Below are 19,317 nucleotides of genomic sequence, written 5' to 3'. Positions count from 1 at the left end.
GCTTTCTTCGTGTTCAGGAGTGCTGGGAGTTTTGCCACGCCGTCCTTACGCCTTGCCAATCGCTTTCGCCTTTTCTTTATCGAACCACCACAGAGCCTCCGCAGGGAAGAAGTAGTCCGGCTTGTTGTCGCTGTAGCCGAACATGTCCCAGTGGGCCACACGGTGATTCGTCAGGTGCCAATTTGGAATCCAGTCGCGCCGCGCGCGCAAGACCCTGTCCAGCACCTTTAGCGTTACGTTCAGGTCGTCACGGTTCTCGGCCTTGCCGGCGATCTCGATCAGTTCGTCGACCACCGGGTCGGTGATGCCCGCAAAGTTGTAGGAGCCTTCCAGAGCCGCCGTTCGCGAATGGAAAAGCTGTTCCAGCCCTTCCTCGTCGGGGGTGGCGTCCATGCCGATCGCCGCGGAGATCATGTCGAAATCGAAGGCGCTCTGCCGGCTTTGATATTGCGATGCGTCGACAAGCCGCGTCGAAGCGTCAATGCCGATGGCGCGCAGATTCTCGCCGAAGCTCGCATCCTGCCGCAGAAAGATCTCGTCCCGCACCAGATATTCAAGCGTGAGACGGGTGCCTCTTTCGTTGTGGAGAACGCCATCGCGCGGCGTCCAGCCGGCCTCTGTCAAAAGCTGCCGGGCGCGCCGCAGATTGTTGCGGTCGCGGCCCGATCCGTCCGAAACGGGCTGCATCACCGCTTCGCCAAAGGCCGCCTCCGGCGCTTCGCCACGGAAGCGGGCAAGAAGCGCCTCTTCTTCCGGTGAAGGTGCGCCCTCGGCCATGAAGGGCGCTCGCTCGAAGAAGGAATGCGAACGCGTATAGGCGTCGTAGAAGAGGTTGCGGTTGGTCCATTCGAAGTCGAAACACAGGCTGATGGCCTCGCGCACCCGCACATCGCGAAACTGCTCACGCCGCTGGTTCAGCACCAGGCCATAAAGCTGCCCGCGCTTCTCGCCGGGAATCTCCGTCTTCAGAACGCGCCCTTCGCGCATGGCCGGAAAATCATAGCCCGTCGCCCAGATGCGGGAGGTGAATTCCTGTCGCCAGTTGACGTCGCCCTTCTTGAAGGCTTCGAAACCGGCATTGCGGTCGCGATAGAAATCGATGCGGACCGTGTCGAAATGGTTGAAACCCTTGAGCGGCCCCAGATCACGCGCCCAGTAGTCCTCCACCCGCTTGTATTCAACAAAACGCCCGGCGGAGAAATTCCCCACCCTGTAGGGCCCCGAGCCGAGCAGCGGCACGATGCGGGAACTGTCGAAGCCATTCTCCCCGACAAAGGCCTTTGAGAAAATGGGGAAGGTGGCGACGGTCAGGATGTTGCGGCGCGACTGCTGGCCGGAAAACCGCAGGTGCACGCTGTGCGGCCCATCCGCCCGCGCTTCGGTCAACTCGGCGAGCGGCAGCAGAAGCTGGGGGTGCCCCTTCTCCTTGAGCAGCGTGTAGGTGAACGCGACGTCCTCGGCGGTGATCGGCGAACCGTCATGAAACCGCGCTTCCGGCCGCAGCGCGAAAGTGAAGCCATTCCGGTCTTCGGAAAGCGTCACGCTTTCGGCGAGAAAGCCGTAGATCGCGTCCGGCTCGTCATAGGCGCGCGTCATCAGCGAGGCGAAGCACATCTCCATGCGCGGCGGGGCGTCGCCCGTGCGCACGAAAGCGTTCAGCGTGTTGAAGGTCAAAACGTTCTGATTGTAGTACCAGTAGCCGGGCTGGAAATTGAACGTTCCGCCCTTCGGGGCATCCGGACTGGCATAGTCGAAATGGCTGAAACCGGGAGCGTATTTGAGATCGCCGAAGGCCGACAGGCCATGAAGCGGTTTGCCGGTCTCGACGGTGGCGAACACTTCGCGCGGCAGGAGGGGGGCCGCCGCCGCTGCCCCGGCAAGGGCCAGAAAAGTGCGGCGCGATGCGCCGCACTGTCGGGCCGCAGGGCGGCTCAATTCTGGCTCCGATACTTGGCGGCCAGCGCCTCTTCAAGCTTGGGATCGATCCACCAGGATTCCAGATCCACACCGGTATATTCCGGCTGTTTCTCCGGAATGCCGAACTTGTTCCAGTAGGCGATGCGAATATAGGGCGCATGCCACTGCGGCACCCAGTAGTAGTTCCACAGGAGCACGCGGTCGAGCGCGCGGCTGGCCGCAACCAGCTCCTCGCGGTCCTGCGCGTAGATGATCTTCTCGACCAGCGCATCAACGGTCGGATCCTTCACACCCGCCAGATTACGCGAACCGGGAATGTCGGCCGCCTTGGCGCCCCAGTATTCGCGTTGTTCATTGCCCGGCGAAAGCGAGTTGACGAAAATGCTCGCCACGGCGTCGAAGTCGAAATTGCGGATGCGGTTCACATATTGCGAGGGATCGATGATGCGCAGCGACACGTCGATGCCGATCTTGCGCAGCGCGGCCATGTAGGGACCGGTGGTGATCTCGTCGGTGGGGCTGTTGCCGAGGAACTCGATGGTGAACTGCTGGCCGGTGCCATTGTTCGTCATCTTGCCGCCCTTGATGCTCCAGCCAGCCTCGGAGAAGAGTTTGATGGCTTCACGCAGATAAGTGCGCTCGGCCTGCGGATTGTCGTAGACCGGGAGCCTGAATTCCTCGGTGAAGAGTTCTGCCGGCAGCTTGTCCTTGAACTCTTCGAGGATTTCCAGTTCGCGCCCTTCCGGCAGGCCGGTCGCCGCCAGTTCCGAACCTTCGAAATAGCTGTCGGTTCGGGTGTAGCTGTCGAAGAACAGCGTGCGGTTCATGTCTTCGAAGTTGAAGGCGAGCGTCAGCGCCTCGCGAATGCGCCGATCCTGGAATTTAGGACGCCGGGTGTTGAGCACGAAGCCCTGCATCGGTTCCGCACCGCCCGTCGGGAATTCGCGCTTGATGACATCGCCATCCTTGAAGGCCGGGAAATTGTATTCGGTCGCCCACCGCCGGGAGCGGTTTTCTATGCGGATGTCCTGAAGCCCGCCCTTGGTGAAGGCCAGCCAGGCGGCGTTCTCGTCCTGAATATAGGTGTATCGGCGGCGATCCATATTGTAGCGCCCGACATTCACCGGCAGGTCGGCGGCCCAGTAATCTTCCACGCGTTTCCAGACGACTTCCGAGCCCGGCTTGAAGCTCTCGATCTGGTATGGCCCGCTGCCCAGCGGCTTTTCCAGGGTCGGCTGGGTGAAATTGCGCTTCTTGCCGTCGGCGTCCGTACCTTCCCACCAGTGCTTGGGCAGAACCGGCAGGTCGCCCATGATGTGTGGCAGCTCCTTGTTGCCCTTCTGGTCGAAGCGGAACTCCACCTCGCGCTCGGAAAGGGCCACGGCCTCCACCACGCTGGAGAAATAGCGGGTGTGCTGCGGGCTGTGCTTTTTGAGCATGTTCAGCGTCCAGACCACATCTTCGGCGGTGATCGGCTTGCCGTCATGCCAGCGTGCGCGCGGATCGATGCGGTAGGTCGCGGATGAATTGTCTTCGGGATGCTTGAACGCCTCGGCGATCAGCGGATAGCTGGTGCTCGGCTCGGTCAGCGACTGCTGCATGAGCGTGTCCCAGAGCAGCCCGCCGAAATAGTTCAGTCCGGCAGCCTGCGTGCCGCGCACGATGAACGGGTTGAAACTGTCAAACGTGCCCAGCGCCACGGAATTGAGCGTGCCGCCCTTGGGGGCGTCCGGGTTCACATAGTCGTATCGCTCAAAGTCACCTGTCTGGCCTTCGGGCTCGATCAGGGACGAACTGGTGAGCCATTCGTCTTCGGCGCTTGCGGGTGTGCCGGCGAACAAGAGTGCCACGGCCATGCAGGCCGCCCTTGTTGCTGTTGCACCGATTACCCGCATGGCATTCTCCTCATAATTGTTTTTCGTTCCCAGCCGAAAGGTAGACCATCGCCCGCACATGGCAAGGGCCATGTGGTTTTCCGGAAACTATATGTTCGGACAACAAAAAAGCCGGTCGAAACCGGCTTTTTCAAGTTCCACGAAATTAAATTTTCGTTAGTTGGCGGTTGCTTCGCCTTCGGTCTCGTCGGCCGAAGCTTCCTCGCCCGTGGCCGGGTCGTCGCTGACGCCTGCGGGAAGCGAAGCATCTTCGTCTTCCACGGTCAGGTCCGTGCGCTCATCCGGCGAAAGCGGCTCTTCGAAAGAAGCCTCGTCCTCGGGCTCCGGATCGGGCAGGGCAACCGGGGTCGCAGCGTTCTCACGCAGATAGGCGATCAGGTTGGCGCGGTCCTCGATCTTCTTCAGACCGGCGAAAGCCATCGCCGTGCCGGAGACGAAACCCTTCGGGTTGGTCAGGAAGTGGTCAAGATTCTCGTAGGTCCAGGTCACGGTGCCGCCCTGAGAGAATTCTTCCATGGCCGCCGAGTAGCCAAAGCCTTCGTGGCTGGCGATCGGGCGGTCAACGATTTCCCAGAGGTTCGGGCCGACCTTGTTGGCGCCACCGTCATCAACGGTGTGACAGGCCTGGCAGCGCTTGAAGATGTTCTCGCCCTTGGCGACATCGGCAGAGGCGAGCAGCGGCGCGATGGATTCCGGTGCTGCCGGTTCTGCAGGCGCGCCCGATCCGTCGTCCTCAGCAACCTCGATCGCGTAGCCCGGTGTGGCAGGCGGCGGCGAAGCGAAGATCGCATCCGAGAGAAGGCTGACCGAGAAGACCACGAAAACGGCGGCAAGCAGCGCGCCGAGGATTTTGTTGAGTTCGAAAGAGTTCATACGCCCTGAGGCTCCCTATTCCGGACGCTCGCGGCGGCGTGAAGATCCAAACTTCCGCGCCGGTGTCCCCCGCGTTCGACCGATGCCGGTAAAATCGCGCGGAAACTAGGGCTTTTGCTCCGCGCATGCAACACATATAAGGCACTTCCCTGTGAGACTTTTTGCCACTTTATCATTTCAAAAGAGTTCGCGCCCCAATGTCCAGCCTCATCATAATCCCCGCGCGCATGGCGTCTACCCGTCTTCCGGGCAAGCCTCTGGCCGATATTGCGGGGCGTCCGATGATCGTGCACGTGGCCGAACGGGCGCGTGAAAGCGGCATTGGCCGGGTGGCGGTCGCCACCGACACGCAGGAAGTGGCCGATGCGGTGGAGAAGGCCGGTTTCGAGGCGGTGATGACCCGTTCCGACCATGAATCCGGCTCTGACCGCATTTTTGAGGCGCTGGGCAAGCTCGATCCGCAGGGCACGTGCGAACGCGTCATCAACCTGCAGGGTGATCTGCCGACCATCGCGCCGGAAGATATCCGCGCTGTTGCCGGTCCGCTGGATGATCCCGGGATCGACATCGCGACGCTTGGCGTCGAGATCACCGATGAGGCGGAAAAGACCAATCCGAATGTTGTGAAGATCGTTGGCGCGCCGCTCCCGGCAGACGCCAGCCGGCTTCGCGCACTCTATTTTACGCGCGCCACCGCGCCATGGGGCGAAGGGCCGCTCTACCATCATGTGGGCATTTATGCGTATCGTCGCGCCGCACTCGAGCGCTTCGTTTCGCTTCCGCCTTCGGTGCTGGAGCGGCGCGAACGCCTTGAGCAGTTGCGCGCACTTGAGGCCGGCATGCGCATCGATGCGCAGATCGTGGCCTCGGTGCCGCTGGGCGTGGACACGCCCGAAGACCTGGAAAAAGCCAGGACCAGACTTTTAGCAGAAACGGACATGTGAAGATGGCAGCCAAGACCAACAAGATCGCCTTCCAGGGCGAACCCGGTGCAAATTCAGACACGGCCTGCCGCAACATGTTTCCGGACATGGAGCCGCTGCCCTGTCCCACATTCGAGGACTGCTTCAACGCGGTCGAAACGGGCGCTGCCGATCTGGCGATGATCCCGATCGAGAACACGATTGCCGGCCGCGTTGCCGATATTCACCACCTCCTGCCGCGCTCCAAGCTGCACATTGTCGGCGAATATTTCCTGCCGATCCATTTTCAGCTCATGGTTCTTCCGGGCGTGAAAACGGAGGAGATCAAGACGGTCTACAGCCATATCCACGCGCTGGGGCAGTGCCGCGAGATCATTCGCCAGAAGCGCTGGAAGGGCATGGTTGCCGGCGATACGGCGGGCGCCGCGCGCCTTGTGGCCGAGATGGGCGAGCGTTCCAACGCTGCGCTCGCACCGCTTCTGGCGGCCGATCTCTACGGTCTCGACATCGCCATGGAGAATGTCGAGGACACGGACAACAACGTCACCCGTTTCGTCGTGCTCTCCAAGGAGCAGAAATGGGCCGCGCGTTCCTCGCCCGACCAGACCATGGTCACCACGTTTGTGTTCCGCGTGCGCAACGTGCCAGCAGCGCTCTACAAGGCGATGGGCGGTTTCGCCACCAATGGCGTCAACATGACCAAGCTGGAGAGCTATCAGCTCGGCGGCAAGTTCTTCTCGACGCTGTTTTACGCAGACGTTCAGGGCCATCCGGACGACCGCAATGTGGCGCTGGCGCTGGAAGAGCTTGGCTTCTTCTCACGCGAAGTGCGCATTCTGGGCGTCTATGAAGGGCACCCGTTCCGCGCCATGCAGAGCGAAGACGAGGACTAGCAATTCCAGGAAAAGCGGAAGCGCTCTAGCTCCCCGTCGCAAGCGCCCAGTCGCGGATGAGCGTGTTGGCGATGGCGCCTTTCGGGGGCACACGGTAGCCCCCGGGATGCGCGCCTTCGAGCATCTGGCGCACTTCGGCGCGCGAAAACCAGCGGCATTCCTCCAGCTCGTTCTCGTCCATGGCGATCTCCTCGCTCATGGCCTCGCCGTAGCAGCCGATCATCAGCGAATAGGGAAACGGCCAGGGCTGGCTCGCATGATAGGCGACCGTGCCGACTTCGATGTTTGATTCTTCGCGTGTTTCGCGGCGCACTGCGGCTTCTATGGTCTCGCCCGGCTCCACGAAGCCGGCAAGGCACGACACGACCCCCGGAGCGAAATGGGGGCTGCGGCCCATGAGGCAGCGCTCGCCGCGGACCGCCAGCATGATCACCACCGGGTCGGTGCGCGGAAAGTGGTCGCGTCCGCAGGCCGGGCAGTGCCGCTTGTAGCCGCCGTCGCGCATTTCGCTCTCGCTGCCGCAGCGCCCGCAAAAACGATGATTGGCGTGCCACGCCAAAAGCGATGCGCCCTGCGCCATAGCGCCGAGCGCATCGGCGTCCAGCAGTCCCTGCATGTAAATCGAGCGATAGTCGATGGCCTTGAGGTGGTCGGGCAATGTCTCGGGGTCCGCCGTCGCTGGCACGGCCAGAACCGGCACGCTTTCCTGATGCCCCAGAAGCACCGCGCGCTCCAGATCGGGTGCGCAGGCCGCACGATCCGCCGGCGATAGATAAGGGTCGAATGCGTCTTCCCCCGCGACCCGCAGGAAAAGCCGTCCCTCGCCGAAAAGCATCACTCGCGCCCGTTCGTCCCTGAGCGCCTTCAGCGCATCATCGTCGGTGCGCGCCTCGGATTGCCGGTCGATGCTGTTTCCGGAAAAGGCGACGCGCTGGCTGGCTTCGTCGCGCCGTTCGTCGAAAAATGGGAAGGTCATGGAAGAGGGAAGTCCGTTTTCAGGAAAAGGTCAGAGTTTGCCGCGAATCGTTTCGGCGAGCTGATGCAGGTCTTCGCGGCGATAGGGCTCACGCACACCATGGCCCCAGATGGGGCCGGGCCAGCCGGGGTCGCCTTCATTGCGGGCAACCACATGGATGTGCAGTTGCCGGACGACATTGCCGAGGGCGGCGGTGTTGATCTTGGTGCAGCCCGTCATGTCCTTGAGCGCCTGGGCGACGAGATTGGTCTCGAAGCTCACCATGGCCTGATCGAGCGGGGTCAGCTCGTGAATCTCTTCCGCGCCGGGGCGCTGCGGAATCAGCATGAGCCAGGGCCAGCGACGGTCGTCGCAAAGGCGCAGCTCGCAAAGGCCGAGCCATGTAACGTGAAGGCTTTCAGCCTCCAGCCGTGGATTGAGCTCGAAACCCTGCTTGGCGTCCGGCAGCATCGCTTTTCCTCATGATGACAATCAAGGCTAGATTATTTTGTGGCCGGGCGAAATCACCTCATACCGCATAATTGCGCATATCAGGCAGTTCGCCGTTTCGGTTAACCCGTAGGCCGGCCCGGATGCGGGCGCGGCGGTTGCAGGCAATCGGCCGGTCATCGACAGGAAAGCGAAACTCCTCCCTTGCATTTGGCTTCACAATTTCCGATATGGGGGCCGGGAGGTTGGTGGTGGACGAGCCACTCGCCAACCGGGTCAGGTCCGGAAGGAAGCAGCCCTAACGAGCCAGGCACGGGTCGCCGTGCCAGCCTCCCACCTTCTTCTTGCTTTTCTAAGCCGCATTCACCGGAATCCAGCCTTGCCGTCCAGATTGTCCATTGACGCACAACCTCGTCCAAGGGGACACTGGAAGCGTCAGGGCAAAACACGGAGCGCGACAGGGCAATGACCGACGCCGGCACGAACGCAAGCGACAAGGCCGGCAGCGCCTACAGGGTTCTGGCCCGCAAGTACCGTCCAAGCGATTTCACGGGACTGATCGGCCAGGAGCCGATGGTCCGCACGCTCACCAATGCATTTGGCGCGGGGCGCATCGCGCAGGCGTGGATGCTGACCGGCGTGCGCGGTGTGGGCAAGACCACGACGGCGCGCATTCTGGCGCGTGCGCTCAACTACAAGACAGACACCATCGATGCGCCAACGGTCGATCTGACCGTTGAGGGCGAGCATTGCCGCGCCATTCTCGAAGGCCGCCACGTCGACGTGGTGGAGATGGACGCGGCCTCGCACACCGGCATCGACGATATTCGCGACATCATCGATCAGGTGCGCTACGCGCCGGTCTCCGCGCGCTACAAGGTCTTCATCATCGATGAGGTCCACATGCTCTCCAATCAGGCCTTCAACGGCCTGTTGAAGACGCTTGAAGAGCCGCCGCCGCATGTGAAGTTCATCTTCGCGACGACGGAAATCCGCAAGGTTCCGATCACCATCCTGTCGCGCTGCCAGCGCTTTGATCTGCGCCGCATCGATGCAGCCATGATCAAGGCAGACCTCGCCCGCATCGGCGGGCTGGAGGGCGTGGAGGCGGAAGACGAGGCGCTGGCGATGATCGCGCGCGCGTCCGAAGGCTCGATGCGTGACGCCCAGTCGATCTTCGATCAGGCGATTGCCCATTCCTCCGGCCAGGTCACGGCGGAAACCGTGCGTGACATGCTGGGACTGGCGGATCGCAGCCGCATCATCGGCCTGTTCGAAAACCTGATGAAGGGCGATGTCGCCGCCGCGCTGGCCGAGTTCCGCGCGCAATACGATGTCGGCGCAGACCCGGCGACCGTGCTGAACGATCTCGCCGAATTCAATCATCTGGTCACGCGGCTGCGCTTCGTGCCCGAGGCGGCTGAAGACGCCTCATTGTCGGAAGACGAGCGCGCCCGCGGCCTCGAATTTTCCAAAACGCTTTCCGTGCGTGTTCTCTCGCGCGCCTGGCAGATGCTGCTCAAGGGCATTCAGGAAGTGCAGTCTTCCGGCCGGCCAGTGGCCGCCGGCGAGATGGTGCTGATCCGCATCGCCCATGCAGCCAATCTGCCGACGCTCGATGAGGCAATGAAGCGGCTCGACGACATGCCTGCCGGCAATGGTCAGGGCCAGCCCTCCGGCCATGGCGCGCCTGCGCCTTCGGGCAATGGTGCTGGTGGGGGCGCTGGTGGGGGCGCTGGCGGCGGCGGCGCAATGGGTTCGGCGGTCGCCACGCAGCATGTTTCCGTGTCTGGCGGTGGCGGTGGCGGCGGCCAGACCATGCGCCTCGTCCAGTCCGCGCCCGAAAGCGCGCCTGCGCCCATGCAGCAGCAGGCCGTGCATGAAGAGGCCGAGGCGGACGCCGTGCCGCTGCGCTCGCTTGAAGACATCGCAAAGCTTGCCGACGCCAATCGCGACATGGCGTTCAAGGTTCGCTTCAAGAGCTATGTGCGCCTCGTCTCGATCGAGCCCGGCCGGCTTGAGGTCAATCTCGCCGCCGATGCGCCCAAAACGCTGATGGGCGACCTGACCAACCGGCTCAAGGAGTGGACCGGGCGGCGCTGGATCGTCATGCTTTCCAGCGAGGCCGGCGGCCCCACGCTTTCCGAGGTGGAAGAGGGGCGGCGCGAAAGCGCCATGGCCGACGCGAAGGCGGACCCCGCCGTCGCAGCCATACTGGACAAGTTTCCCGGCTCTAAGATCATCGATATCCGCATCCCCGACGCGACCGACCCGGATGCGATCGACGATGCATCCGGTCCCGTCGAGGCGGTCGATCTGGATGATGATGACGACGACGATTTCTGAATGAATTGGAGACCAAAATGCGCGATCTGATGGGCCTTATGGGCAAGGCCAAGGAGATGCAGGCCAAGTTTCAGGCCATGCAGGAAGAAATGGCCCAGATGGAAGTCCAGGGCCAGGCTGCCGGCGGCTCCGTCACGGTAACGCTTAGCGGCAAGTCCGAGATGAAGGCGCTCAAGATCGACCCGTCGCTCTTCAAGGAAGACGATGTGGAGATCCTCGAGGACCTGATTCTGGCGGCGCACAACGATGCGAAGACCAAGCTCGAAGCCACCATGCAGGAAAAGACCCAGGAAATGACGGCTGGCCTGCCCATTCCTCCGGGCATGAAGCTGCCTTTCTAGGCATCGCCCCGAAAATCGGGATTGATTTTCGGAAAGCACGATGCGTGGATTCAATAGGTTGGAGCGTCCTTTGTGCGTCCGAATGGACGCACGGCGCTCCAGGACAGGAGAACGGGCGTTGATCCGCAATCGGATCAGCCCCTCAATGGTATCCTTGCATGTCAAAATCCATCGCCGGGCCTGAAATCGAGCGTCTTATCCAGCTTCTGGCGCGTGTGCCGGGGCTCGGGCCGCGCTCGGCCCGGCGTGCGGCGCTGCATCTGATCAAGAAAAAGGATCAGCTCTTCGCGCCGCTCACTGCCGCCATGTCGGATGCGCTGGACAAAGTCCGCATCTGCTCCACCTGCGGCAATGTCGATACGCACGATCCCTGCACCATCTGCACCGATCCGCGCCGCGATGGCAGCACCATCATCGTTGTCGAGGATGTGTCGGATCTCTGGGCGCTTGAGCGCGCCGGCGCGATGAGCGCACGCTATCACGTGCTTGGCGGCACGCTGTCGCCGCTTGATGGCGTCGGGCCGGGCGATCTCAATATTGCGGGGCTCGTCAGCCGGGTTTCCGAAGGCGGGGTGTCCGAGCTCATCCTTGCCGTCAATGCGACGGTCGAGGGGCAGACCACCGCCCATTACATCACCGATCAGGTGGCCGGGATGGAAATCAAGGTCACGCGCCTTGCGCACGGCGTGCCGGTGGGTGGCGAACTCGACTATCTGGACGAGGGAACGCTGTCGGCGGCGCTCAAATCGCGTACCAGTTTCTAGGAAAAGCGGAAGCGCTCTGGCCGGATGACGGCTTCCTTCTCCCCGCGAGCGGGGAGAAGGTCCCGGCAGGGGGGATGAGGGGCTGACGCCGTGCGTGAAAATCTAGCCGCATTGTGGGTTCGCAGAACTTTGCGCTTGCCCTCATCCTCACCTTCTCTCTGCGTGCGGGCAGAAGGGGGCCTCGAAGTCGGCGCCCGGAATTGCACAAGACCAATGAATGAGAGCGTTTGCACGATTCAACGAGAAGTGGACGCGATCTAGCCAGCGCGGCGGTTGTGCCGCTACCATGCTATCAGACGATCAAACGCCCATTGCGGCGACGGGAGAGACGCCTTGATGTTCCAGCGCATGATCCGCCTTCTTGTCATTCTGAGCGTTTCGCTTGCCGCGGGCGCGGCTGCGGCGCAGTCCGTTGAGGCGCAGTTCCGCAACTGGCTCGCCAGCGATCTGTGGCCGGAGGCGCAGCGCCGGGGCATTTCGGCCACCACTTTCAACGCCGCCTTCGCAAATGTGTCGCCCAATCTGAAACTGCCGGACCTCGTTCTGCCGGGCGAGAGCAAACCGCGCAGCGACAGGCAGCATCAGGCGGAGTTCCGTGCGCCATCGGCCTATTTCAAGCATATCGGGGGCGTCGTCTCCGGCGGGCGCGCGCGGGCTGGAAAGCTCAATGGCGTGCTGTCGGCCATCGAAAAGCGCTATGGTGTTCCGCGCGGCGTCGTGCTCGCCGTCTGGGGGCGGGAATCCGGTTTTGGCGGGGCAAAAATTCCCTATGACGCGTTCGAGGTTCTCGGCACCAAGGCCTTTCTCGCCACCCGCAAGGCGATGTTCCGTGAAGAGGTTCTGGCAGCGCTCGAAATGGTGGAGCGTCGCGGCGTCTCGCCCCGCGCCATGCGCTCATCCTGGGCCGGCGCCATGGGCCAGCCGCAGTTCATGCCCACCTCCTACCTGAAATATGCCGTCGATGGCGATGGCAATGGCAGCGCCGACATCTGGAATTCGCAGGCCGACACGCTTGCCTCCATCGCCAATTACCTGGCGCAGCATGGCTGGGTGCGCGGGCGCGACTGGGGCTTTGAAGTGACCGTTCCGCAGGGCGTTTCCTGCGCGCTCGAGGGCCCGGATCGCGGCAAGAGCATTGCAGACTGGCAGGCGCTCGGCATCCGCCGGGTTGGTGGCAAGGCGTTTCCCGAGCATGAGCTGCGCGGCGAGGGCTATCTGATGATGCCTGCCGGCCGCTTTGGTCCGGCCTTCATCGTCACGCCCAATTTCTACCGCCTCAAGGACTACAACGAGAGCGACCTCTACGCGCTTTTCGTGGGCCATGCGGGCGACCGCATCATGTATGGCAACAATGAATTCGCCACCTCGTGGGGCCGTGTCGGCGGCTTCAATCGCAGCGATGTGGCGGGCATGCAGCGCGGGCTTGAAAGGCTTGGCTACGATGTCGGCGGGGCCGATGGTCTGGTCGGCTTCAAGACGCGCCGCTCCATCGGCGAGTGGCAGCAGAAAAACGGGGTCTCTCCGACCTGTTTCCCGGAAAGCCAGACCGTGCGCCGCCTGCAATAGCAGTAGAACCGTCTTCGGCTGCGGGCCGGAAGCATAGCACCTCTCGATACACTGGTGACTTCTTCAAAATCGTCTAATCTGCGCACGGGGATTGCGCCGGGAGCCGGCGTCAATATTTGAAAGAGAGAGGGTCTCGCGGTGTCTGTTGCAAAAATTCTGTCCCGTGTCGGCGCGCTTGCGGGCGCAGCCGTCATTCTGGCGAGCTGTACGGTGGTTGTTGAAGAGGGGCCGAACCGTCCGCGTCCACCGCGTCCGGATCGCCCGCAGGTCTGCACGATGGAATTCCAGCCGGTCTGTGCGCGGCGGGGTGATCGTCAGCGCACCTTTGCCAATGCCTGCACGGCGCGCGCCGCCGGCTATCGCATCGTTCGGCCGGGCGAATGCCGGGCACAGTCCAACCGGCCCGAGCGTCCGCAGATCTGCACCCGCGAATACCGCCCGGTATGCGCACGCAAGAACGGCCAGCGTCGCACCTTCGGCAATGCCTGCTCGGCACAGGCCGCCGGCTACCGGATCGTTCGCCCCGGCCAGTGCTGATCTGACGGGAAGTTCAGCTGCGCCGCCTTTCCAGAGGGGCTGCCGGCACTCAAAACAGCACTGAAAATGCAGGCGCGGGTGAGGCGGGCAGCTTCACCCGCGTTTTCTTTTGTGCGGGCCTTGGACCGCATTCGGTGCTTCCGGCATTTCCGCTCAGGTTTCATGCGCAAATGGCAGGCTGGCATAACGAAGCATCGCATGACTGGCCTGCCCCGCCTGGGTTAGGCTCCGGGCCAACCAAACTGAGATAAGCGGGGGTATTCCACCAATGGCGCTAACCGAAACGGGCAGCATGGATTTCAAAAACTACATTGCCGGCGAATGGATTGACGGCGACAGCCAGGTCGAGAACATCAATCCGTCGGACACGCGCGATGTGGTGGGCCTGGCGGCGCGCTCCGGCGCTGCGGATCTCGACCGCGCCATCGATGCCGCACATGATGCCGCGCCAGGCTGGGGGCGTTCCACGCCGCAGCAGCGCTTCGACATTCTCGACGCTGTCGGCAATGAGATCATCGCCCGCAAGGACGAGCTCGGCCACCTGCTTTCGCGTGAGGAAGGCAAGATCCTGCCGGAAGGCGTTGGCGAGGTTGTGCGCGCCGGTCAGGTGTTCAAGTTCTTTGCCGGCGAAGCCCTTCGACTGCCGGGTGAACGCCTCGATTCCATCCGTCCGGGCGTTGAGGTGGACATGCGCCGCGAGCCGATGGGCGTGATCGGTCTCATCACCCCGTGGAACTTCCCCATCGCCATTCCCGCCTGGAAGATCGCGCCCGCGCTTGCCTATGGCAACACGATCGTGCTCAAGCCGGCCGAGCTGGTGCCGGGTTCGGCATGGGCGCTGGCGGAGATCCTGTCCCGCGCCGGTCTGCCGGAAGGCGTGTTCAACATGGTTGCCGGTCGCGGTTCCGAGCTTGGCCCGCGCATGATCGAGAACCCCAAGGTTCGCGCCATCTCCTTCACCGGCTCCGTGCCCACCGGCCGTGGCATCGCCGCTGCCTGCGGACAGCATCTCAAGAAGGTGCAGCTCGAAATGGGCGGCAAGAACCCGCTGGTGGTTCTCGACGATGCCGATCTGGATGTGGCGGTCGCGGCCGCGCTCAACGGCGCGTTCTTCTCCACCGGCCAGCGCTGTACCGCTTCCAGCCGCCTTGTCGTGGCCGATGGCATTCACGACCGGTTCGTCTCCGCGCTCACCGACAAGCTCAAGGCGCTTGTGGTTGGTGATGCGCTCGACCCCAGGACCCAGATGGGGCCGGTGGTCGATGAGAAGCAGCTTGAGCAGGATCTTTCCTATGTGGAGATCGCCGGCCAGGAAGGCGGCAGGCTTGCCTTTGGCGGCGAGCGCCTGACGCTCGACAAGCCCGGCTTCTACATGGCGCCGGCGCTCTTCACCGAAACCCGCAACGATATGCGCATCAACCGTGAAGAGGTCTTCGGCCCGGTCGCCAGCGTCGTCCGCGTGAAGGATTACGAGGAAGCGCTGCATGTCGCCAATGACACCAGCTTCGGCCTTTCCTCGGGCATCTGCACGACCTCGCTGAAATATGCGAGCGACTTCAAGCAGAAGTCCCAGGCCGGCATGGTCATGGTCAATCTGCCGACCGCCGGCGTCGACTACAATGCGCCGTTCGGCGGCACCAAGGGCTCGAGCTTCGGCTCGCGTGAGCAGGGGCGTTACGCTGTCGAGTTCTACACCACGGTGAAGACCGCCTACACGCAGCCCTGATCGCCAGGACGCTGACAGAATACCGATGTCGCCATCTTTGGTGGCGGCATCCCCGGCGCGGCGTCCGTATCGCTTTATCCATCATGCTGTCACGTCCCAAAGATGCCGGATTCCCGGTGTTTCGGGCGATATTTACAATTTTAGGAAAAGTTTACCCTGTTGCCTGAATGTGGCTGAAGCGCCTCATTTCTCGGAACAAATCCACAACTCGGGATTTTATCTCACGAGTGCGATTTGCAACATCGAGCAAGGACAATGACGCAACAGGACAAACGACAGGAGCGCCGGAGCGACGCATATCGCGCTGACACTGCGCGCAGTGTCAGACAGCGTCTTGGGCAGCCCGAAAACACGCGGTTTCTGAACAAATTGCCGCATTTTTCGCTGGATTCGGAAATTCCGGACGAATTTCAGGATCTTTTGGGAAAGCTGGACGAAGCCGAAAGCCGCGCAGGCTGAACCGCCGGCCCGGGCATCGGGACGAAACGTGTAATCCGATTATTTCGATGCGCCATCAATGGCTTGGACCGATTGCAATGCATCCGGGTGGTCGCAGGGCAATCCCATAATCCAAAAAACAAAACAGGGACGGGGCCAAAGCCGCACCGTCCCTGTCTCGTAAATTCACAAAAACCAGGCTTGCCTGGCATCAGCCCTTAGGCTGCGCGGCGCTTCTTCGGCAGAAGGCCTTCGCGCTGAGCCTGCTTGCGGGCCAGCTTGCGAGCGCGGCGGACAGCTTCGGCACGCTGGCGTGCGCGCTTCTCCGACGGCTTTTCATAAGAACGACGGGCTTTCATTTCCCGGAAAACACCCTCGCGCTGGAGCTTTTTCTTGAGCACTTTGAGGGCCTGATCGACATTGTTGTCGCGAACGATAACCTGCAATGGACTTCCTTCTTCAGTTGGCGTTTCAGTGATTGAGCCTGGCCAGGGCGCTCGAAAGCGCGAAGGGCAACTCACGTTCAATCTTATTCCACATCGGTGCGGGAGCCTGGCATCAGCCGGCGCAGAGATGCAAAAGCGCCCATCAAAGGGGCGACTCAAGATGGGGCGCACCATAACAGAAGTTCTGCCGAATGCACCCCTGAGGTCTTAATATAGGGATAATCCCCTGAAAAGCGAGCCGAAATCCCGCAAAACAGCGCGATAACCGTGATTTGCAGCCCTGATTCCGGGTGATTCAGGCCGAAACCCGCCGCCATGCATAGGAGCCGGGTGCTGCGGCCGCTTTCGCCGCCGGCTGGTAGTAAAGCGGAATGCCCGCTTCCCGGCCGGACTGGAGCTGCTCCAGCGTGCGCGGATTGGCGATTTCGAGGCTGGAGAAGCCGACCCGAAGCATATGCGCGACCTGATCAATCAACACATCGCCCGTGGCGCGGATTTCACCGCGATAGCCATGGCGCGTGCGCAGGAGTTCGGCCTTGGAATAGCTGCGCCCGTCATTGAAAGCGGGAAAGGCGAGCGCCACCAGCGGCAGACGCGCAAGATGCGGCAGGAGCGCATCCAGCGCATCGCCGGGTTGAAGCTCAACGCCGATGCGGTCGGCCGCCTTTGTGCGTGTCTCGTCGTCAAGATCGAGAAAGGCTGCAAGCGGCAGGATCACATGCGCGCTGGCATCAAGTGCCGAACTGTCTTCGGCCTTCTGCCAGCGGTCGTCCTGAAAGCCGTCTGCGGTCCAGAGGCGAATATCGGTCGTGTTCATTAAAAACTCCTATCCCGATGCCGTCGAGAGCGTGTCTTCGAGGCCGGGCAGATGGATGCCGCATTCGGTCTTGGGCTGAGCTGCCCAGCGGCCCGAACGCGGGTCTTCGCCGGGCTTCACGGGGCTCGTGCAGGGAAAGCAGCCGATCGACAGATAGCCGAACGCCACCAGCGGGTTCTGGCGCAGTCCGTGCCGGCGCATATAGGCGGCCTGATCTTCGGTCGACCAGCGCGCCAGCGGGTTGACGCGGATGCGCGGACCAACGGCCTCGAACACCGGCATTTCGGCGCGGGTCGACGCCTGACCGCGCTTGCGGCCGGTGAACCAGGCGCGATAGGGCGCGATGGCGCGGGCCAGGGGCTCCACCTTGCGGATCGCGCAGCAGCGGTCGGTGTCACTCTGGTGCAGGATGCCATCGGGGTCGTCAGCGGCAAGAGCATCCTCAAGCGGCCTGATGATCTCGATATTGGTCAGGCCCAGATCGTCCGCGAGCTGATCGCGGTATTCAAGCGTTTCGCCAAAGTGCTGGCCGGTGTCGAGGAAGGTGATCGGCAGGCCAGGTTCTGCCTCTGCGATCAGGTGAAGCAGCGCTGCGGAATCGGCACCGAAGGAGGATGTGGCGGCAATGCCGCCCGCATCCGCGAAGAGATCGATTGCCACGGCAATGATCTCCTCGGCGGGCAGGTGTCCGTAGCGCAGGTTCAGCGCAGCCGCGAGGTCGCCCGTGTCGCCACTGGCGGCAAAGTCGCGGTCAAGCTGCCTTGGCTTCGTGGCCATAAAGCGCCTCCTTGAACGGTGCCGGTCCGAGCCGGCGATAGGCTTCGAGGAAGGTCTCGTCGCGGTTTTCGCGCTTTGCGAGATAGGTCTCGACAATGGTTTCCACCGCGTCGGTGATTTCCTCCGGCGCAAAGCCGCGCCCGATGATCTCGCCGATGGTCGAACCCTCGCGCGCGGAGCCGCCAAGCGTCACCTGATAGAGCTCCGTGCCCTTCTTCTCGACGCCCAGAATGCCGATATGGCCGACATGGTGATGGCCGCAGGCATTGATGCAGCCGGAAATCTTGATTTGCAGATCGCCGATCTCGTCCTGCCGGGCCTGGGTTGCGAAACGCTGCGAAATCTCCTGCGCCACCGGAATGGAGCGGGCATTGGCGAGCGCGCAGTAATCGAGACCGGGGCAGGCGATGATGTCGGTGATGAGACCGGCATTGGAGGTCGCAAGACCGATCTCGACAAGCCTCGCATGAACCGCAGGAAGATCGGCGCGCGCCACATGGGGCAGGATCAGGTTCTGCTCATGGCTCACGCGGATTTCGTCATTGCCGTACCGCTCCGCCAGATCCGCAATGGCGTCCATCTGTACATCGGTGGCGTCGCCCGGCACCTCGCCAATGCCCTTGAGCGACACGGTCACGGAGGCATAGTCGGGGTTGCGGTGCGTGTGCGCATTGCGGCGCAGCCAGTCGGCAAAGCCGGGATCGGCCTTGACCACCTTGCTCACTGCTGCGTCGCCTTCCGGGCGGGGTTTGAGCTTCGGGGGCGCGAAATAGGTTTCGATGGCGCGAATGTCTGCATCAGGGAGCTTCAGCTCGCTTTCCTTCAGCGCGGCGAATTCCTTTTCCACCTGCGCTGTCAGTTCCCCGGTGCCGGTCTCGTGGACCAGAATCTTGATGCGCGCCTTGTACTTGTTGTCGCGGCGTCCGTTCAGATTGTAGACGCGCAGGATCGCCGTCACATAGGAGAGCAGGTCCTGCTCTGGCAGGAAGTCGCGGATCTTCTTGGCGACCATGGGCGTGCGGCCAAGGCCACCGCCGACGAACACGGCAAAGCCCAGCGCGCCTTCCTCGTTCTTTTTCAGGTGCAGGCCGATGTCGTGCACCTCGATGGCGGCGCGGTCGCGCTCTGCGCCCGTAACGGCAATCTTGAACTTGCGCGGCAGATAGGAGAACTCCGGATGGAGCGACGACCATTGCCGCAGGATCTCCGCATAGGGGCGCGGGTCCGCCACCTCGTCTGCGGCGGCGCCTGCAAAATGGTCTGCCGTCACATTGCGAATGCAGTTGCCGGAGGTCTGGATGGCGTGCATTTCCACCTCCGCCAGCTCTTCAAGCACACGCGGAATGTCGGTCAGCTTCGGCCAGTGGAACTGCAGGTTCTGGCGCGTGGTGAAATGGCCGTAGCCCTTGTCATAGGTGCGCGCGATATGGGCCAGCCTGCGCATCTGGCGCGCGGTCAGCGAGCCATAGGGAATGGCGATGCGCAGCATGTAGGCATGAAGCTGAAGATAGACTCCGTTCATAAGCCTTAACGGCTTGAACTGGTCTTCCGTCAGCTCGCCGGAAAGGCGGCGCTCCACCTGGTCGCGAAACTCTGCAACGCGGGCCTGCACGAAGGCATGATCGAATTCGTCGTAACGGTACATGGGACGTG

Annotated in this window: 17 protein-coding genes and 1 other RNA gene; 9 read left to right on the top strand and 9 right to left on the bottom strand. The window is 62.5% G+C overall.

Translation table 11 applies throughout. The annotated features are described in order from the left end of the window. Window positions 1-45: 45 nt before the first annotated feature. The 3 genes from AC4PTT_RS19050 to AC4PTT_RS19040 form a co-directional block, all read right to left on the bottom strand. On the bottom strand, window positions 46-1,935 hold the full coding sequence (locus tag AC4PTT_RS19050; RefSeq protein ID WP_492161877.1) for an extracellular solute-binding protein: 1,890 nt from the start codon (window positions 1,933-1,935) through the stop codon (window positions 46-48). Continuing rightward, window positions 1,932-3,812, bottom strand: a complete 1,881-nt coding sequence (locus AC4PTT_RS19045) for an extracellular solute-binding protein (RefSeq protein WP_206544388.1) — start codon at window positions 3,810-3,812, stop codon at window positions 1,932-1,934. The genes AC4PTT_RS19050 and AC4PTT_RS19045 overlap by 4 nt, the downstream gene beginning before the upstream one ends. Window positions 3,813-3,968: 156 nt before the next feature. Continuing rightward, window positions 3,969-4,685, bottom strand: a complete 717-nt coding sequence (locus tag AC4PTT_RS19040) for a c-type cytochrome (protein ID WP_492161876.1) — start codon at window positions 4,683-4,685, stop codon at window positions 3,969-3,971. Window positions 4,686-4,882: 197 nt separating this feature from the next. Between AC4PTT_RS19040 and AC4PTT_RS19035 the strand changes: the two genes are divergently transcribed. Together AC4PTT_RS19035 and AC4PTT_RS19030 are read left to right on the top strand one after the other, a co-directional pair. Further along, the gene (locus AC4PTT_RS19035; RefSeq protein ID WP_206553437.1) at window positions 4,883-5,629 is read left to right on the top strand and encodes a 3-deoxy-manno-octulosonate cytidylyltransferase; all 747 of its coding nucleotides are present in this window, start codon (window positions 4,883-4,885) and stop codon (window positions 5,627-5,629) included. 2 nt (window positions 5,630-5,631) lie between these two features. Further along, window positions 5,632-6,501: a prephenate dehydratase gene (locus AC4PTT_RS19030; protein WP_206548763.1), complete on the top strand. Its 870-nt coding sequence runs from the start codon at window positions 5,632-5,634 to the stop codon at window positions 6,499-6,501. A gap of 25 nt (window positions 6,502-6,526) precedes the next feature. Here the strand turns inward: AC4PTT_RS19030 and nudC are convergent, their stop codons facing one another. Next, window positions 6,527-7,477 (bottom strand): NAD(+) diphosphatase, encoded by a 951-nt coding sequence (gene nudC / locus AC4PTT_RS19025; RefSeq protein WP_475085146.1) that lies wholly within the window; start codon window positions 7,475-7,477, stop codon window positions 6,527-6,529. 30 nt (window positions 7,478-7,507) lie between these two features. After that, window positions 7,508-7,927, bottom strand: coding sequence for an HIT family protein (locus tag AC4PTT_RS19020; protein ID WP_113153862.1), 420 nt, complete (start codon window positions 7,925-7,927; stop codon window positions 7,508-7,510). A 219-nt stretch (window positions 7,928-8,146) separates the two neighbouring features. On the opposite strand from AC4PTT_RS19020, the gene ffs reads away from it, so the two are divergent. The 7 genes from ffs to AC4PTT_RS18985 all read left to right on the top strand — a co-directional run bounded on the left by ffs (window position 8,147) and on the right by AC4PTT_RS18985 (window position 15,186). Beyond that, an RNA gene (gene ffs, locus AC4PTT_RS19015) (signal recognition particle sRNA small type) lies at window positions 8,147-8,243 on the top strand. 128 nt (window positions 8,244-8,371) lie between these two features. Then, window positions 8,372-10,252 (top strand): DNA polymerase III subunit gamma/tau, encoded by a 1,881-nt coding sequence (locus AC4PTT_RS19010; RefSeq protein WP_492161875.1) that lies wholly within the window; start codon window positions 8,372-8,374, stop codon window positions 10,250-10,252. Between the two features lie 17 nt (window positions 10,253-10,269). Then, window positions 10,270-10,593 carry a YbaB/EbfC family nucleoid-associated protein gene (locus AC4PTT_RS19005; protein ID WP_113153864.1) on the top strand — a complete coding sequence of 108 codons (324 nt, stop codon included), beginning with the start codon at window positions 10,270-10,272 and terminating at the stop codon, window positions 10,591-10,593. Window positions 10,594-10,751: 158 nt separating this feature from the next. After that, a complete protein-coding gene (gene recR / locus AC4PTT_RS19000) occupies window positions 10,752-11,357 on the top strand; it encodes a recombination mediator RecR (protein WP_113153865.1) in 606 nt (201 codons plus the stop codon). A gap of 336 nt (window positions 11,358-11,693) precedes the next feature. Further along, complete coding sequence (locus tag AC4PTT_RS18995; RefSeq protein WP_206553439.1) at window positions 11,694-12,923, top strand: lytic murein transglycosylase; 1,230 nt, start codon at window positions 11,694-11,696, stop codon at window positions 12,921-12,923. 138 nt (window positions 12,924-13,061) lie between these two features. Continuing rightward, the gene (locus tag AC4PTT_RS18990; protein ID WP_206544393.1) at window positions 13,062-13,460 is read left to right on the top strand and encodes a Kazal-type serine protease inhibitor domain-containing protein; all 399 of its coding nucleotides are present in this window, start codon (window positions 13,062-13,064) and stop codon (window positions 13,458-13,460) included. Between the two features lie 268 nt (window positions 13,461-13,728). Continuing rightward, window positions 13,729-15,186, top strand: a complete 1,458-nt coding sequence (locus AC4PTT_RS18985) for an aldehyde dehydrogenase family protein (protein WP_492161874.1) — start codon at window positions 13,729-13,731, stop codon at window positions 15,184-15,186. A gap of 656 nt (window positions 15,187-15,842) precedes the next feature. On the opposite strand, the gene rpsU is transcribed toward AC4PTT_RS18985, so the two are convergent. The 4 genes from rpsU to AC4PTT_RS18965 form a co-directional block, all read right to left on the bottom strand. Next, the gene (rpsU, locus tag AC4PTT_RS18980) at window positions 15,843-16,070 is read right to left on the bottom strand and encodes a 30S ribosomal protein S21 (protein ID WP_113153869.1); all 228 of its coding nucleotides are present in this window, start codon (window positions 16,068-16,070) and stop codon (window positions 15,843-15,845) included. Between the two features lie 295 nt (window positions 16,071-16,365). Then, entirely contained in the window at window positions 16,366-16,887 is a 522-nt protein-coding gene (locus AC4PTT_RS18975; protein ID WP_492161873.1) for a DUF934 domain-containing protein, read from the bottom strand. 9 nt (window positions 16,888-16,896) lie between these two features. After that, entirely contained in the window at window positions 16,897-17,664 is a 768-nt protein-coding gene (locus AC4PTT_RS18970; protein WP_492161872.1) for a phosphoadenylyl-sulfate reductase, read from the bottom strand. Then, on the bottom strand, window positions 17,639-19,309 hold the full coding sequence (locus tag AC4PTT_RS18965; protein ID WP_492161871.1) for a nitrite/sulfite reductase: 1,671 nt from the start codon (window positions 19,307-19,309) through the stop codon (window positions 17,639-17,641). Before AC4PTT_RS18965 ends, AC4PTT_RS18970 begins: the two co-directional genes overlap by 26 nt. Window positions 19,310-19,317: the final 8 nt, after the last annotated feature.

This window comes from Nitratireductor sp. WH36-1, from assembly GCF_058725515.1.
The sequence above is the reverse complement of the archived record's forward strand: the minus strand, read 5'-3'. Positions and strand labels throughout refer to the sequence as shown.

Excerpts from the sequence above, each read along its gene's own strand:
- AC4PTT_RS18985 (WP_492161874.1), top strand. The coding sequence starts at position 13,729 with ATGGCGCTAACCGAAACGGGCAGCATGGATTTCAAAAACTACATTGCC.
- AC4PTT_RS18975 (WP_492161873.1), bottom strand. The coding sequence starts at position 16,887 with ATGAACACGACCGATATTCGCCTCTGGACCGCAGACGGCTTTCAGGAC.
- AC4PTT_RS19045 (WP_206544388.1), bottom strand. The coding sequence starts at position 3,812 with ATGCGGGTAATCGGTGCAACAGCAACAAGGGCGGCCTGCATGGCCGTG.
- AC4PTT_RS18970 (WP_492161872.1), bottom strand. The coding sequence starts at position 17,664 with ATGGCCACGAAGCCAAGGCAGCTTGACCGCGACTTTGCCGCCAGTGGC.
- AC4PTT_RS19030 (WP_206548763.1), top strand. The coding sequence starts at position 5,632 with ATGGCAGCCAAGACCAACAAGATCGCCTTCCAGGGCGAACCCGGTGCA.
- recR (WP_113153865.1), top strand. The coding sequence starts at position 10,752 with ATGTCAAAATCCATCGCCGGGCCTGAAATCGAGCGTCTTATCCAGCTT.
- nudC (WP_475085146.1), bottom strand. The coding sequence starts at position 7,477 with ATGACCTTCCCATTTTTCGACGAACGGCGCGACGAAGCCAGCCAGCGC.
- AC4PTT_RS19005 (WP_113153864.1), top strand. The coding sequence starts at position 10,270 with ATGCGCGATCTGATGGGCCTTATGGGCAAGGCCAAGGAGATGCAGGCC.
- AC4PTT_RS19040 (WP_492161876.1), bottom strand. The coding sequence starts at position 4,685 with ATGAACTCTTTCGAACTCAACAAAATCCTCGGCGCGCTGCTTGCCGCC.
- AC4PTT_RS19035 (WP_206553437.1), top strand. The coding sequence starts at position 4,883 with ATGTCCAGCCTCATCATAATCCCCGCGCGCATGGCGTCTACCCGTCTT.
- AC4PTT_RS18995 (WP_206553439.1), top strand. The coding sequence starts at position 11,694 with ATGTTCCAGCGCATGATCCGCCTTCTTGTCATTCTGAGCGTTTCGCTT.
- AC4PTT_RS19010 (WP_492161875.1), top strand. The coding sequence starts at position 8,372 with ATGACCGACGCCGGCACGAACGCAAGCGACAAGGCCGGCAGCGCCTAC.
- AC4PTT_RS19020 (WP_113153862.1), bottom strand. The coding sequence starts at position 7,927 with ATGCTGCCGGACGCCAAGCAGGGTTTCGAGCTCAATCCACGGCTGGAG.
- AC4PTT_RS18965 (WP_492161871.1), bottom strand. The coding sequence starts at position 19,309 with ATGTACCGTTACGACGAATTCGATCATGCCTTCGTGCAGGCCCGCGTT.